At 57.0% G+C, this 15,797-nt stretch carries 12 protein-coding genes; 5 read left to right on the top strand and 7 right to left on the bottom strand.

Annotation, left to right across the window (positions count from 1 at the left end):
- The 4 genes from NUX24_RS18030 to NUX24_RS18015 are packed head-to-tail and all read right to left on the bottom strand — an operon-like array spanning nucleotide 1 to nucleotide 4,605.
- Complete coding sequence (locus NUX24_RS18030) at nucleotides 1-876, bottom strand: [formate-C-acetyltransferase]-activating enzyme (RefSeq protein ID WP_047653046.1); 876 nt, start codon at nucleotides 874-876, stop codon at nucleotides 1-3.
- Nucleotides 842-3,139, bottom strand: coding sequence for a formate C-acetyltransferase (locus NUX24_RS18025; protein ID WP_047653044.1), 2,298 nt, complete (start codon nucleotides 3,137-3,139; stop codon nucleotides 842-844). The genes NUX24_RS18030 and NUX24_RS18025 overlap by 35 nt, the downstream gene beginning before the upstream one ends.
- 51 nt (nucleotides 3,140-3,190) lie before the next feature.
- Complete coding sequence (locus NUX24_RS18020; RefSeq protein WP_023309670.1) at nucleotides 3,191-3,511, bottom strand: PTS fructose-like transporter subunit IIB; 321 nt, start codon at nucleotides 3,509-3,511, stop codon at nucleotides 3,191-3,193.
- A 14-nt stretch (nucleotides 3,512-3,525) separates the two neighbouring features.
- A complete protein-coding gene (locus NUX24_RS18015) occupies nucleotides 3,526-4,605 on the bottom strand; it encodes a PTS fructose transporter subunit EIIC (RefSeq protein WP_257833220.1) in 1,080 nt (359 codons plus the stop codon).
- A gap of 305 nt (nucleotides 4,606-4,910) precedes the next feature.
- Here NUX24_RS18015 and ptsP point away from each other — a divergent pair, with 305 nt between their 5' ends.
- The 3 genes from ptsP to NUX24_RS18000 are packed head-to-tail and all read left to right on the top strand — an operon-like array spanning nucleotide 4,911 to nucleotide 9,205.
- Nucleotides 4,911-7,412, top strand: a complete 2,502-nt coding sequence (ptsP, locus tag NUX24_RS18010; RefSeq protein WP_257833218.1) for a phosphoenolpyruvate--protein phosphotransferase — start codon at nucleotides 4,911-4,913, stop codon at nucleotides 7,410-7,412.
- 14 nt (nucleotides 7,413-7,426) lie between these two features.
- Complete coding sequence (gene fsa / locus NUX24_RS18005; protein WP_047653037.1) at nucleotides 7,427-8,089, top strand: fructose-6-phosphate aldolase; 663 nt, start codon at nucleotides 7,427-7,429, stop codon at nucleotides 8,087-8,089.
- Nucleotides 8,090-8,101: 12 nt separating this feature from the next.
- Nucleotides 8,102-9,205, top strand: a complete 1,104-nt coding sequence (locus NUX24_RS18000; protein WP_047653036.1) for a glycerol dehydrogenase — start codon at nucleotides 8,102-8,104, stop codon at nucleotides 9,203-9,205.
- A gap of 83 nt (nucleotides 9,206-9,288) precedes the next feature.
- Here NUX24_RS18000 and katG read toward each other — a convergent pair whose 3' ends face one another.
- The 3 genes from katG to argE form a co-directional block, all read right to left on the bottom strand.
- On the bottom strand, nucleotides 9,289-11,469 hold the full coding sequence (gene katG, locus NUX24_RS17995) for a catalase/peroxidase HPI (RefSeq protein WP_167819375.1): 2,181 nt from the start codon (nucleotides 11,467-11,469) through the stop codon (nucleotides 9,289-9,291).
- Nucleotides 11,470-11,616: 147 nt separating this feature from the next.
- The gene (gene metF / locus NUX24_RS17990; RefSeq protein ID WP_167819374.1) at nucleotides 11,617-12,504 is read right to left on the bottom strand and encodes a methylenetetrahydrofolate reductase; all 888 of its coding nucleotides are present in this window, start codon (nucleotides 12,502-12,504) and stop codon (nucleotides 11,617-11,619) included.
- 260 nt (nucleotides 12,505-12,764) lie between these two features.
- The gene (gene argE / locus NUX24_RS17985; RefSeq protein ID WP_047653031.1) at nucleotides 12,765-13,916 is read right to left on the bottom strand and encodes an acetylornithine deacetylase; all 1,152 of its coding nucleotides are present in this window, start codon (nucleotides 13,914-13,916) and stop codon (nucleotides 12,765-12,767) included.
- An 88-nt stretch (nucleotides 13,917-14,004) separates the two neighbouring features.
- Between argE and argC the strand changes: the two genes are divergently transcribed.
- Entirely contained in the window at nucleotides 14,005-15,009 is a 1,005-nt protein-coding gene (gene argC / locus NUX24_RS17980) for an N-acetyl-gamma-glutamyl-phosphate reductase (RefSeq protein WP_257833212.1), read from the top strand.
- 6 nt (nucleotides 15,010-15,015) lie between these two features.
- Nucleotides 15,016-15,792 (top strand): acetylglutamate kinase, encoded by a 777-nt coding sequence (gene argB / locus NUX24_RS17975; RefSeq protein ID WP_090420882.1) that lies wholly within the window; start codon nucleotides 15,016-15,018, stop codon nucleotides 15,790-15,792.
- Nucleotides 15,793-15,797: the final 5 nt, after the last annotated feature.

Genomic DNA, 15,797 nt, shown 5'->3' with positions numbered 1-15,797 from the left:
TCAACCTCCCAGGGTAACGTTGTAACCTTCGCGCTCTGCCAGTTGACGCATCGCTGACACCTCATCTTCTGTCGGAGGGATCGCTTGCCTCATTCCCCACTCCTGTCCCAGCAGACGGTATTTTGGCTCCCCATACTGATGGAAGGGCAATAAATGCAGCTGCCGTATTCCTGAAGGTAGCAGGAAAGCCAGCACGCGCGCCATGTTCGTTTCGTTGAGCGTATAGCCAGGAATAAGCGGGACGCGGGGAATCACGTTTATCCCGTCTGCCACCAGCTGGCGGAAATTATCCAGCACCCTGGGGAGATTCATAGCCAAAACGGATTGGGCCAGCGCCGTGTCCATGATCTTCAAATCAAACAGCACTTCATCACACTGGTGGGCCAGCGGCATTAATCGGGACAAAGGCGCATCGCCTGCCGTTTCGATGGCCGTATGCACGCCGAAACGACGCAGCCTCTGAAGAAACTGAGTTGCGAAAGGCGCCTGTAGCAACACTTCCCCACCCGAAAGCGTCACTCCGCCTCCCGAGGAACGAAAGAATACATCGTCTTTCATTACCTCGTTTTCCAGCTCATCCAGGGTCACATCTCTTCCGATATGCCCGAAGGCACCGGACGGGCACTCAACTGCGTCCCGCAGGCAGGGGGCGCAGTGCAGACATTTACTTTCTCTGCGCACCGTCTCGATTCTCGGCGAGATCGACTCCGGATTCGCGCACCACGGACAGCGGTGAGGGCAGCCTTTAAAAAAAACTACCGTGCGGATGCCGCGACCGTCATTCAATGAGTAGCGCTGAATGTTGAAAATACGCGCCACCTCGGCGCGCGTTTCCATCACGTCACAGCTGATGCGCTGTGCGGCGGATAATGTCATCCTGGATCTCCTTCGATAACTCAACAAAGAAGGCGCTGTATCCGGCAACGCGCACCACCAGCCCGGCAAAATCCTGCGGACGCTGTTGCGCTTCACGCAGTGTTTCCGCGTTCACCACGTTGAACTGGATATGCTGCAGCTTAAGCTGGGTGAAGGCACGGAGGAAATCCGCCAGCTTTTGCAGCCCGGCATCGCCTTCCAGCGTCGCAGGGGTGAATTTAACGTTTAGCAGCGTACCGTTTGATAACAGATAGTTATCCAGCTTGCTTACCGATTTAAGTACCGCCGTTGGACCCTGCATATCTTGCCCAAGCATCGGCGAGAGCCCACCGTCGGCCAGCTGTTCGCCGGCAAAACGGCCATCGGGCGTTGCCCCTACAACCGCGCCTAGCGGCACGTGTGCCGACACGGTATAAGAACCCGGCGTGAACTGCCCGCCGCGCGGGTTACGGTATTTTTCGACCTCTTTACAGTAGTGGCGCAGCAGTTCAGCGCTGATGTTGTCGACATCATCGATATCATTGCCGTATTTTTCGAAGCGATTAATCAACCGTGCGCGGATTTTTTTGCCCTCAGGCGTGGCAAAATTAGCGTTTAATACGGCTAAGAGCTCATCAAAACTTAAGCGCTGCTGTTCAAAGACCAGCCCTTTCAGCGCGTGGAGTGAATCACTCAGGTTGGCTATCCCGATCCCCTGTACACCAGAGAAGTTATAGCGTGCGCCACCATCGGTGATGTCTTTTCCCACCTCCAGACAATCGCTGATAAAAGAAGAGAGCAACGGTACCGGAGCCCAGTCACGATGGCCTATATCACAGATATTGCTCCCCTCGACCATCAGAGCAATATAGTGATTAATTTTAGTGCGAATATGCTCCAGCAACCCTTCATAACTCAGCGCTGTGTTGCCTTCGTTCTCCTGCATCGCGATTTCCATCACCTTCAGCAGGTTAAACATCGCGATATCGTGTAGCCCATAGGTTTTACCCGGAATCGACAGTTCTACACAGCCAACCACCGCGTAATCGCGCGCGTCTTCCAGCGACACCCCCCGATTCAGGAAAGCAGGCACCACCACTTCATCATTGAAAATCTGCGGAATACCGGTGCCCAGGCGGATCGTCTCTGCCGTTTTAAGCAGGAAAGGCCTGTCGATAAGTTCGTTAACCCGCACGCCAAGGTTCGGTTGAGGAAGCTGAACGCTCTGATAAGCATCCAGGCACAGGAAGGAAAGCACGTTCACCGCGCTACGACCGTTCTCCGTCAGGCCACCCAACAAAGCGGTATAACCCGTTGGGAAACCGGCAAAATAGCGGGCGCTGCTGGTCGAGCGTAAAAGCACCACGTCATTGCACTTCACCCACAGCGATTCCAGAATCTCTTTCAGGAACGCGGGCTCCTCGCCCCGCGAGAGCGAAGCCTGATAAAACGGCAGCATATACTGGTCAAAGCGCCCGATGGAGAGCGAGCTGGCGTTAGATTCATATTGCAAAATCACGTTCATATACCAGAACAACTGACACGCCTGCCAGAACGTTTGCGGCTTATGCTGCGCGTTGTGGCGCGAGATTTCTGCAATCTTCCGTAATTCTTCTCGCCGTGAAGCTTCATCACAGACGGTAGCAAGCGTTTCAGCCAGCGCGGCGTAGCGCAGAATATGACGCTGGGACGCTTCAAGCAGAATCAGCGCGGCGGCATAAAACGTGTTCTGCGCATCGCGGGCGCAGTGTTCGCGCAATTCTTCCACCAGCGCACCCAGGCCGTTATTGAGCAGGCGCGGATAATCAATAATGATATGCCCCTGCCCTTTGTCCGTCTGGTTGACGCTGAAAATTTGCGTCCCCACAGCGGCTTTCACCTCATCCGTCATCTGGCTGTTGATGAAATCCTTCATCGACCGTTTTTCCCAGTAGGGATAAAGCACGTCACGGTAGATCTGCTTATCCTCTTCGCTGATTTCAAAGCGGTCCTGTGGACGAGTGGAGAACTGATCCAGCTCCTTAAGCAGCCAGTACGGATCCATCTCAGGAGACATAATGCCCGCGCGCGGTTTAACGGTCCGGTTGCCGGCAATCAGTTCCTCATCACGAATCGCGATGTTCACATGGTCAAGAATGTACGCCGTGGCTTTTGCTCGCCTGAGGATAACCGGCTCGCCTTCCGTCTGCTGATGGCTGGCGGTATAGAGCAAAGCACGCTCAAGCGAGATTTCACGCGGGCTGGCAAAGAGTGCGTCTTTTAAACGCTGGGTACGATTCGTCATGAAGGAACTCCTGTAACGGAAAACAAGCCCGCCCCGAAGGGCGGGAGAGCGTCAGGCGGTTTGCGCCAGGTGGGCATCAATTTTGTTCATGATGGCATCGGCGCGTTTAACCGCGTCACTGATGTTGACGCGCACGATGGTTTTCCCGGCAAAACGCTCTTCAAATTTAATGCCGATATCTTTGGTCAGGATCACCATATCCGCTGCGGCGATATCCTCAGCATTCAGCTCGTTCTCAAGACCAATGGACCCCTGCGTTTCAACCTTTACTTCCCAGCCTTTGGCTTTAGCGGCGCTTTCCAGCGCTTCGGCCGCCATGTAGGTATGGGCAACGCCTGACGGGCATGCTGTTACTGCGATAATTCGGGCCATGTTCTCTTCCTCACTCAGTTAATTTCGAAATCCAGATCCAGGTCGTCCTCTTTTTCCTCGACCTGTTTTGCATTCTTGCGGGCAATACTCTTCAGCACGTTGACGCTAATGGCCGTCACTACAGCCCCTAGGGCGACCGCCGCGATGTAGCCCAGTTTGCCTTCCACCACAGGGAGAACGATAAGCCCGCCCCATCCCGCATAACATTGCGCACCCATCACGGCAGCCGTCACTGCGCCACACGCCGAGCCCAGCATGATGGAGGGAATGACACGCAGAGGATCGGCAGCGGCGAACGGAATGGCCCCTTCGGTAACCCCCACGCAGCCCATCACTAATGCAGCCTTGCCCGCTTCGCGCTCTTCAGCGGTAAAGTTTTTGCGGTTAATCAGCGTCGCCAGGCCTAATCCCAGCGGTGGCACACAAATACCGACTGCCGCAATCGCCACCACGGTGTAGACGCCCTGAGCAACGCAGATCAGCATGAAGGCATAGGCGACTTTATTAATCGGGCCGCCCATGTCGAAGGCCAGCATCAACCCCATTATGACGGCCAGCACGACGATGCTGCCCTGCTGCATCCCTTGCAGCCACTGGGTTAAGCCCGTCGTCAACGCACCAACAGGTTCGCCCAGACCCCACATCATGATGCCCGCGGTAACAAAGGTGCCGATGATAGGGATGATGAAGATAGGCATGACGGAGCGCAGGACTTTCGGGACCGGCAGTTTTTTCAGATACCAGACCACAATCCCGCCGAGGATCCCGGCAATAATGGCGCCGAAGAACCCCGCACCGAAGCTGTTACCGACCCACGCGGCAATAGCGCAGGGAGCAAGCGCGGCACGCTCGGCAATGGAATAGCCAATATAGGCGGCCAGGAAAGGCACCATCAGCGTTAACCCCGCCACGCCGATATCAAATAGCTTTTTGAGGTTGGGATCGGTTGCGGCATCCGGTACCGCGCCCTTGCCGTACAGCATGACCGAAACCGCCAGCAAAATACCGCCCGCGACCACGAACGGGATCATGTGCGACACCCCGGTCATCAGCTGCTGCCGCGTGTTCTTGAGAATATGCACCAACTCTTTCATATGTCGCTCCTGACCAAAAACCATAAATATGTTGTGGCAAACAATAGGCAATCAGGAAGACGGCGGACAGGAGACAAAAAGGTCATTTACTGGATTTTTGTAAGATTGAAATGAAAATGCGATCCGCCTCGACATTTCCTGTAGACGTTACGCATAAGACAAACCACCATAACCTGTGAGTCAAATCTCACTTTTCACCTGATATTACATTTGTCCAGCTTTTGGCAGATTTGTCACATGGCGCGCGCCATCAACACACTCGTATGCTGTTCCCCAATGAATGATGATGAGTTTCAGGAGTGTTTATGGCTCTGGTAGTGGAATTTACCTGTGAATTGCCCAACGGTGTTCACGCGCGTCCGGCAAGTCATGTAGAGACGCTGTGCAATACGTTTATCTCGCAAATCGAGTGGCACAACCTGCGCACAGACCGCAAAGGGAATGCCAAGAGCGCACTGGCACTTATTGGCACCGACACGCTGGCAGGCGACGCCTGTCGTCTGGTGATCCACGGTGAAGATGAGCAGAGCGCCCATCAACAGCTGGAACAATGGCTCCGGGAAGAGTTTCCCCACTGCGACGCGCCGCTTGCGGAAGCCCCCAATACCGAGCTTGATCCGCTGCCAGAATCTCTCACGCGCCTTAATCCAACGCTTTTTCGCGCCCTGCCCGTTTGCAGCGGCAGCGCCCGGGGCGTGTTAACCTTGCTGACCTCGCTGGATCTCAATGCACTGACGGATTTACCCGACGCGAAAAACGTGGAAGAAGAGCAGTCAGCGCTGGATAACGGCCTCACCCTGCTGGTGAAAAACATTGAGCTGCGCGCGCTGGACAGCGACAGCACCGCCAGCGCCATTCTTGAGGCACATCGTTCGCTGGCAACGGATACCTCTTTGCGTCAGCATCTCCTTGCAGGAGTGAGCCAGGGTTTGAGCTGCGCGCAGGCTATAATCGCCACAGCCAACCATTTCTGCGATGCGTTCTCTCGCTCCAGCAGCAGCTATTTACAGGAACGTGTGCTGGATGTGCGCGATGTTTGCTATCAACTCTTGCAACAAATTTATGGTGAACAACGCTTCCCGGCACCGGGACAGCTCACTCAGCCGAGCGTCTGCCTTGCCGACGACCTCACGCCCGGCCAGTTCCTGGAACTTGATAAAACCCTACTCAAAGGGCTGCTGCTAAAAAGCGGCGGAACAACCTCGCACACCGTTATTCTTGCACGCTCCTTTAATATTCCGACGCTGGTGGGCGTTGACAGTGAAAGCCTGCTGCAGTGGCGCAATAAACCCGTATTTATCGATGGCAATGCCGGTGCGGTCGTGGTCAACGCCAGCGATGCGGTAGCGCGCTACTACCGACAGGAAGCACGGGTACAACAGGCACTGCGCGAGCAGCAGCGCATCTGGCTTGACCGGGAAGCCAGAACCGCCGACGGCCTGCGCATTGAGATCGCCGCGAACATCGCCCATGCGGTGGAAGCGCAGGCAGCATTTGGGAACGGCGCCGAGAGCGTTGGCCTGTTTCGCACCGAAATGCTTTATATGGACCGCAGCAGCGCGCCCGGTGAAAACGAGCTGTACAATATTTTCTGTCAGGCGCTGGAAAGCGCAAACGGGCGCAGCATTATCGTGCGCACCATGGATATCGGCGGCGATAAACCGGTGGCGTACCTGAATATCCCGGCCGAAAATAACCCGTTTCTCGGCTACCGCGCCGTCCGCATTTACGAAGAGTATGCAGCGCTTTTCACCACCCAGCTTCGGGCGATCCTGCGCGCCTCTGCTCACGGCAGCCTGAAGATCATGATCCCGATGATCTCTTCTATGGAAGAGATCCTGTGGGTGAAAGAGAAACTTGCCGAAGCGAAACAACAGCTCCGGGCTGAACATATTCCGTTTGATGAAAAAATCCCGCTCGGCATCATGCTGGAAGTGCCTTCGGTGATGTTCATCATCGATCAGTGCTGCGAAGAGATTGATTTCTTTAGCATTGGTAGTAATGACCTGACTCAGTATCTGCTGGCCGTTGACCGCGACAACGCCAAAGTCACACGCCATTACAACAGCCTGAACCCGGCCTTCCTGAGGGCGCTGGATTATGCAGTACAGGCCGTCCATCGCCAGGGGAAATGGGTTGGCCTGTGCGGCGAGCTGGGCGCAAAAGGTTCAGTGCTGCCATTGCTGGTGGGCCTGGGCCTGGACGAGCTGAGCATGGGGTCGCCCGCCATTCCGGCAACCAAGGCGCGTCTGGCACAGCTTGACAGCCGCGCCTGCCGCCAGTTGCTGAATCAGGCCATGGCGTGTCGCACTTCGCTTGAAGTGGAACACCTGCTGGCGCAGTTCCGCATGAATCAGCAGGACACACCGCTGGTGACGCCACGCTGTATTTCGCTGGATAACGACTGGAACAGTAAAGAAGAGGTCATGAAAGGGATGACCGATAACCTGCTGCTCGCCGGACGTTGCCGCTACCCCCGCAAGCTGGAGGCCGATCTGTGGGCGCGCGAAGCCGTTTTCTCAACCGGGCTTGGCTTCAGCTTCGCCATTCCGCACAGCAAGTCTGAGCATATTGAGCAATCCACCATCAGCGTTGCACGCCTGAGAAGCCCCGTCATGTGGGGAGATGAAGAAGCACAATTCATCATCATGCTGACGCTGAACAAACACGCCGCGGGCGACCAGCATATGCGTATTTTCTCCCGCCTGGCCCGCCGCATCATGCATGACGATTTCCGCAACGCGCTGGTTAGCGCCAGCTCCGGGGAGGCGATTGCTTCCCTGCTACAACACGAATTAGAACTGTAAAACGAGGAAGTGTGATGGAACTGTACCTGGATACCGCCAACGTGGCGGAAGTTGAACGCCTGGCGCGCATCTTTCCCATTGCGGGCGTCACCACCAACCCGAGCATTATTGCCGCCAGCCGTGAATCCATCTGGGATGTGCTGCCGCGTCTGCAAAAAGCCATCGGACCGGAAGGCACGCTGTTTGCTCAAACCATGAGCCGCGATGCCGAAGGCATGGTGGCGGAGGCCAAACGCCTGAGTAACGCCGTCCCTGGCATCGTGGTGAAAATCCCGGTGACGGCTCAGGGGCTCATCGCGATTAAGGCATTGAAAAAAGAGGGGATAACCACGCTAGGTACTGCCGTTTACAGCGCTGCGCAGGGTTTGCTTGCCGCACTGGCAGGCGCGAAATATGTCGCACCGTACGTAAACCGCGTTGACGCGCAGGGTGGTGACGGCATTCGCATGGTTCAGGAACTGCAGTCCCTGCTGGAACTGCACGCGCCGGACAGTAAAGTGCTGGCCGCCAGCTTCAAAACGCCGCGTCAGGCGTTGGACTGCCTGCTGGCGGGATGCGAGGCAATCACGCTTCCCTTAGACGTAGCGCAACAAATGCTCGGCACGCCAGCGGTAGAGTCAGCCATAGAGAAGTTCGAGCAGGACTGGAAAAACGCGTTTGGTAACCTCAACCTCTAAGGGAGAACTGTTATGGAACGTATCATTCAATCGCCGGGAAAATATATCCAGGGCGCTGATGTGCTTACCCGTCTCGGCGACTATCTGAAACCCCTGGCCAATCGCTGGCTGGTCGTCGGCGATAAATTTGTGCTGGGTTTTGCCGAAGAGACCCTGCGCCAGAGTTTTAAAAAAGCCGAACTGCATGCCGAAATCGCGCCGTTTAGTGGCGAATGTTCACAAAATGAAATCGATCGCCTGAAAAAGCTGGCCGACAGCGCCGACTGTCTGGCGGTGTTGGGTATCGGTGGAGGTAAAACGCTCGATACCGCCAAAGCGCTGGCCCATTTTATGGACGTACCCGTGGCTATTGCCCCAACCATTGCCTCCACCGATGCGCCGTGCAGCGCCCTTTCCGTTATTTACACCGACAGCGGCGAGTTCGACCGCTATCTGATGCTGCCGCACAACCCGAACATGGTTATCGTCGATACCAAAGTGGTAGCGGGTGCGCCGGCACGCCTGCTGGCCGCCGGGATTGGCGATGCGCTGGCAACCTGGTTTGAAGCACGCGCCTGCTCGCGCAGCGGCGCGACCACCATGGCGGGCGGCAAATGTACTCAGGCAGCACTCGCGCTGGCCGAGCTGTGCTACAACACGCTGGTTGAAGAGGGTGAAAAAGCGATGCTGGCGGCAGAACAGCATGTGGTGACGCCTGCTCTTGAACGCATTATCGAAGCCAATACCTATCTCAGCGGCGTAGGATTTGAAAGCGGCGGGCTGGCGGCGGCACACGCTATTCATAACGGTATGACGGCGGTACCGGACGCGCACCACTTCTATCACGGTGAAAAAGTGGCGTTTGGCACGCTGACGCAGCTGGTGCTGGAAAACGCGCCGGTAGAAGAAATAGAGACCGTCGCGGCGCTTTGTCACAGCGTTGGGCTGCCAATCACGCTGGCACAGCTGAACATAAAAGAGGATATCCCGGCCAAAATGCGTCTGATCGCGGAAGCCTCCTGTGCCGAAGGGGAAACCATTCACAACATGCCCGGCGGCGTAACGCCGGATCAGGTGTATGCGGCGCTGCTGGTGGCCGACCAGTATGGGCAGCGGTTCCTGCAGGAGTGGGAGTAAATTGCGTGAATAAAAATCCCCGCATCAGCGGGGATTTTTTTGCCCGTAGGCCGGGTAAGCGTTATCGCCACCCGGCACAACGGTTACTGCAGGTCAAACCGGTCCAGATCCATCACCTTCGCCCATGCAGCAACGAAGTCGCGGACGAACTTCTCGCTGGCATCGCTGCTGGCATAAACCTCTGCCAGCGCGCGCAGGACGGCGTTAGAACCGAAGACCAGATCGGCGCGGGTGGCGGTATATTTCACTTCACCGCTGGCGCGATCGCTTCCGGCAAACAGTTCATTAGATTCGTCGGTCGCCTTCCACTGGGTATTCATGTCCAGCAGGTTCACGAAGAAATCGTTGCTCAGCACGCCCTCGCGGTCGGTGAATACGCCATTCTTACCGCCATCAAAGTTGGCACCCAGCACGCGCAGGCCACCGATCAGCACCGTCAGCTCAGGCGCGGTCAGCGTCAGCTGCTGGGCTTTGTCGATCAGCAGTGACTCAGTGGTGGACACATCCACCTGCGCACGGTAGTTGCGGAAGCCGTCGGCAATGGGTTCGAGCAGGTTGAACATCTCGATATCCGTCTGATCCTGACGCGCATCCACGCGGCCCGGCGTGAACGGAACGTTGACGTAAACGCCTGCCGCTTTCGCCGCCTGCTCAACGCCCACGACGCCCGCCAGCACGATGATATCGGCCAGAGAGGCTTTGTTGGTGGTGCGCTGGATAGCTTCCAGAGCCGGCAACGCGCGAACCGCTGCGGCGTTCACATCCCAGTCGCGCTGAGGGGCCAGCGCCAGACGCGCGCCGTTGGCGCCGCCGCGCTTGTCTCCGCCGCGGAAGGTTGAGGCTGACGCCCAGGCAACGGAAATCAGTTCGCTCACGGAGAGGCCAGAGGCAGCGATTTCCGCCTTCAGGCTTTCAATGTCTTCTTTCGACGGATTGAACACCGCCTGCGGCAGCGGGTCCTGCCAGATCAGATCTTCTTTCGGCACTTCCGGGCCAAGGTAACGCGATTTCGGCCCCATATCGCGGTGGGTCAGCTTGTACCACGCGCGCGCGAAGGCTTCGTTGAAGGCCTGCGGATCGTTCAGGAAGCGACGGGAAATTTTCTCGAATTCCGGGTCAAAACGCAGCGTCAGGTCGGTGACCAGCATGGTAGGTTTGCGTTTTTTCGACGGGTCGAACGGGTCAGGCATGATTTCCGGCGCATCCACGGCTTCAAACTGAATCGCCCCCGCCGGGCTGCGGGTCTGCACCCATTCGTATTTGAACAGGTTCTCGAAGAAGTAGTTGCTCCACTGGGTCGGGGTTTGTGACCAGATGACTTCCAGACCGGAGGTAATGGCATCTGCGCCAATTCCCGTGCCGTGCGTACTAGCCCAGCCCAGGCCCTGCGCTTCAATCGGCGAGGCTTCCGGGTCGGTACCTACGTGCGTGGCTTCACCCGCGCCGTGGGTTTTGCCAAGGGTGTGGCCGCCCGCGATAAGCGCAACGGTCTCTTCGTCGTTCATCCCCATGTTGCCGAAGGTCGCACGAATTGCCGCCGCAGCAGAAAGAGGTTCACCGCTGGCGTTTGGCCCTTCCGGGTTAACGTAGATCAGGCCCATTTCGGTGGCGGCCAGAGGACGCTTCGCCAGCGCCTCCGGGTCACGGTGGGTCAGCCAGGCTTTTTCATCACCCCAGTTCACGTCCAGGTCTGGTTCCCAGACGTCTTCACGCCCGGCACCGAAACCAAAGGTACGGAAGCCGGAGTTCTCCAGCGCCACGTTACCCGCGAGGATAAACAGGTCGGCCCAGGAAATTTTCTGTCCGTATTTTTGCTTGATTGGCCACAGCAGACGGCGCGCCTTATCCAGGCTCACGTTATCCGGCCAGGAGTTCAGCGGCGCAAAGCGCTGTTGACCGCGACCAGCGCCACCGCGCCCGTCAACGGAGCGATAGGTACCCGCGCCGTGCCAGGCCATACGGATAAACAGGCCCGCATAGCTGCCCCAGTCGGCAGGCCACCACGGTTGAGAGTCGGTTAAAAGGGCTTTGAGGTCGCCTTTAAGGGCGGAGTAATCAAGTTTGCTGAATTCTTTGCGGTAGTCGAAGTCTTCACCCAGCGGGTTCGAACGATTGGAATGTTGGTTAAGAAGATCGATACGGAGTTGTTTTGGCCACCAGTCGCGGCTGCCTGTACCTGCGCCCGCGCTGTGATCGACGCCGCCCTGGTGGAACGGGCATTTGCCGACCGATGCCGCTTTATTGGTCTCGTCTGACGTGCTCATCGCTATGCTCCCTTTTACAGTGTTACCGTTACGATATACACCACTAGCAATAAGTTATAGTTGAATTAATCCACAGATTCGATAGCTAATACCTTTTAACTATTCGCGTGACAAAAAAGCCCTCGAAAAATGAGGGCTTTGTGCTTATTACGCCGGACGAACGCCCAGCGTATGGCAAATGGCGTAGCTCATCTCCGCGCGGTTCAGCGTATAGAAGTGGAAATCTTTCACCCCTTCACGGCTTAAAATTTTCACCATGTCCATCGCGATATTGGCCCCCACCAGCTTGCGGGTTTCCGGGTCATCGTCCAGCCCTTCGTACATTTTGGACATCCAGAGCGGAATGCGAACATTGGTCATATCAGCGAACTTCTTCGCCTGTTTGAAGTTAGAGACCGGCAGAATGCCCGGGATAATTTCAACGTCGATGCCCGCGGAGACGCAGCGGTCACGAAAACGCAGGTAGCTTTCCACATCAAAGAAGAACTGGGTAATGGCGCGGTTCGCGCCGGCGTCCACTTTACGCCTGAGGTTCAGCAGATCGGCCTGGGCACTTTTCGCTTCCGGATGCACCTCAGGATAAGCGGCAACGGAGATATCAAAGTCGGCCACGTCTTTCAGCAGCGCGACCAGATCGGCGGCGTACATGTCCGGCTTACCGCTGCCCGGCGGCAGGTCACCGCGCAGTGCGACGATATGGCGAATGCCGTTATTCCAGTAATCCTGGGCGATAGCCCGTAATTCGTCGCGGGTCGCGTCGATACAGGTGAGATGCGGCGCCGCTTCCAGACCGGTACGATCTTTGATGCCTTTAATGATGCTGTGCGTACGGTCACGCTCGCCGGAGTTAGCACCGTAAGTCACGGAGACAAACTTCGGCTTCAGGCTGCTGAGACGATCGATAGAGCTCCACAGGGTTTGCTCCATTTCACTGGTGCGCGGCGGGAAAAATTCAAAAGAGACGTTAATCTGGCCGTTTACTTCGGCCAGGCTCTGATTCAGTGCTTCCCGCTGGTTGGCGTGAAAAAAGCTCATACCTTACCTCTATCAATCGCATGTCGTTATCTGTTGTGTTGTGAACTTCTATACGTTTAGACGTCCAGATGTAAAAATGACGGAAAAGCGGAGGGACGTCAATATAAATAATCAACAATAACGGTGAGGTTTGCTCAGGAAAGATGAAGAAAGTTCATGATGGGGGAGACATCCCCTTCCCCAGGACCGAACCCCCTTTGGGTAAAGGGGAAAAAACCGCACCGGGCAGTTTTCTTCCCCTGGGGATGCACGGTGCGGTTTTAATGCCAGCAGAAGTGATGCACAACCTGGGTAATCAGTTCGCGAGTTGGCTTGATGAAGCGGGTCTCCAGATATTCATCCGGCTGGTGGGCCTGGTTGATGGAGCCAGGGCCAAGGACCAGCGTAGGGCAAAGCGTCTGAATAAACGGCGCTTCGGTGCAGTAGTTCACCACGTCGGTTTTCTCACCGAGCAGCTTTTCCACCACTTCAACCAGCTGATGGTCCGGCGGGCATTCGTACCCCGGGATCGGCGGATGCAGTTCGGAGACCGTCAGGCGGCCCGGCCAGCGCTCGCTCACCGGGGCCAGCGCTTCATTCAGAAGGCCGTCGAGATCGCTGAGGGTCATGCCCGGCAGCGGGCGGATGTCCATATGCAGTTCGCAGCAGGCGCAGATGCGGTTCGAGGCATCGCCGCCGTGCAGGCTGCCGAGGTTCAGGGTCGGATACGGCACGGTGAACGCGTCGTAGTGGTAGCGCTCTTTCAGATCGTCGCGCAGGGCCATGATGCGGCCGATGGCGTCATGCATCAGCTCAATGGCGTTCACCCCGCGCGCCGGGTCGCTGGAGTGGCCGGACTGGCCCAGCACGCGCACGGCGGTAGAGATATGGCCTTTGTGCGCGCGGATCGGCTGCAGAGACGTCGGCTCGCCGATGATCGCGCAGTCCGGGCGAATCGACGTGTTTTCAGAGAAGTAGCGCGCGCCCGCCATGCTGGTTTCTTCATCGGCGGTCGCCAGAATGTAGAGCGGTTTTTTCAGCTTCGTCACGTCCACGTCACGCAGCGCGTCGAGGATAAAGGCGAAGAAGCCTTTCATGTCGGCGGTGCCCAGGCCATAGAGCTTGTTGTCGTGCTCGGTCAGGGTGAACGGATCGCGCGTCCAGCGGCCGTCGTCAAACGGCACCGTATCGGTATGACCGGCCAGCAGCAGGCCGCCCGCACCGGTTCCGGTGCTGGCGAGCAGGTTAAATTTGTGGCGGGTTCCGGGGACGGGCTGAACCTCAACGTTAAACCCAAGATCGCTAAACCAACCCGCCAGCAGATTGATTAAAGACTCATTGCTCTGATCCAGCGCTTCTTCCGTTGCGCTGATGGACGGTGTGGCAATCAGGGCGCGGTAGATCTCGATAAATGGCGGTAAGTTCATTTTCATTGTTGACACACCTTAGGTCGTGATAGTATCAATATTCATGCAATAAATGTGAATAAAAATACACTAACGTTGAGCATAAAGGAACCCGATGTTGAATACGCTGATTGTAGGCGCTAGCGGTTATGCGGGCGCAGAGCTTGTAAGCTACGTGAATCGCCATCCACATATGACCATAACCGCTTTGACCGTGTCAGCGCAAAGCAATGATGCAGGAAAGTTAATTTCCGATCTGCATCCGCAGCTTAAGGGCCTGGTCGATCTGCCGCTGCAGCCCATGTCTGACATCAGCGAGTTTACCGACGGCGTCGACGTGGTGTTTTTAGCCACCGCGCACGAGGTTAGCCACGACCTGGCGCCGCAGTTCCTGGCGGCCGGCTGCGTGGTCTTCGACCTTTCCGGCGCGTTCCGCGTGAACGACGGCGCGTTCTACGAAAAATATTACGGTTTCACCCATCAGCATCCGGATCTGCTTGAAAAAGCGGTGTACGGCCTGGCGGAGTGGAGCGCAGACAAACTAAAAGAAGCGGACCTGATTGCCGTGCCGGGCTGCTACCCGACGGCGGCGCAGCTTTCCCTGAAGCCGCTGATCGACGCGGGTCTGCTGGATCTGAGCCAGTGGCCGGTGATCAACGCCACCAGCGGCGTGAGCGGTGCAGGACGCAAGGCCGCTATTTCCAACAGCTTCTGCGAAGTGAGCCTTCAGCCGTATGGCGTGTTTAATCACCGTCATCACCCTGAAATCACGACGCATCTGGGCGCGGACGTCATTTTCACCCCGCACCTGGGCAGCTTCCCGCGCGGGATCCTCGAAACCATTACCTGCCGCCTGAAGCCTGGCGTAACCAAAGAGCAGGTGAGCGAGGCCTTCACCCAGGCGTATGCGGATAAACCGCTGGTGCGCCTGTACGATAAAGGCGTGCCGGCGCTGAAAAACGTGGTCGGCCTGCCGTTCTGCGACATCGGCTTAGCCGTGCAGGGCGAGCACCTGATTGTGGTGGCCGCAGAAGATAACTTACTCAAAGGCGCTGCCGCACAGGCAATGCAGTGTGCAAATATTCGTTTCGGTTTCCCGGAAACGCAGGCTCTTATTTAAGGTGTGATGATGAACCCATTAATTATCAAACTCGGTGGTGTACTGCTGGACAGCGAAGAAGCGCTGGAGCGTCTGTTTACCGCGCTGGTGAACTATCGTGAATCACACCAGCGTCCGCTGGTGATTGTGCACGGTGGCGGCTGCGTGGTGGACGAGCTGATGAAAGGGCTCAACCTGCCGGTGAAAAAGAAGAACGGCCTGCGCGTCACGCCGGCCGATCAGATTGACATCATTACCGGCGCGCTGGCGGGTACGGCGAACAAAACGCTGCTGGCGTGGGCGAAGAAACACCACATCGCGTCCGTTGGCCTCTATCTGGGTGATGGCGACAGCGTAAAAGTGACCCAGCTCGACGAAGAGCTCGGCCACGTTGGACTGGCGCAGCCAGGTTCGCCTAAGCTGATTAACACGCTGCTGGAAGGAGGTTTCCTGCCGGTGGTGAGCTCCATCGGCGTGACCGAAGAGGGTGAGCTGATGAACGTCAACGCGGACCAGGCGGCGACGGCACTGGCGGCAACGCTGGGCGCGGATCTGATCCTGCTCTCCGACGTGAGCGGCATTCTGGACGGCAAAGGCCAGCGCATCGCGGAAATGACGGCTGAGAAAGCGGAGCAGCTGATTGCGCAGGGCATTATCACCGACGGCATGATCGTCAAAGTGAACGCCGCGCTGGATGCCGCACGCACGCTGGGCCGCCCGGTGGATATCGCCTCATGGCGTCACGCGGAACAACTGCCGGCGCTGTTTAACGGCACGCCAATTGGCACGCGTATTCTGGCGTAATCGAT

Source organism: Enterobacter sp. HG048 (assembly GCF_024702055.1).
Classification (GTDB): Bacteria; Pseudomonadota; Gammaproteobacteria; order Enterobacterales; family Enterobacteriaceae; genus Enterobacter; species Enterobacter dykesii.
This window is presented reverse-complemented; position numbering and strand designations above follow the sequence as displayed.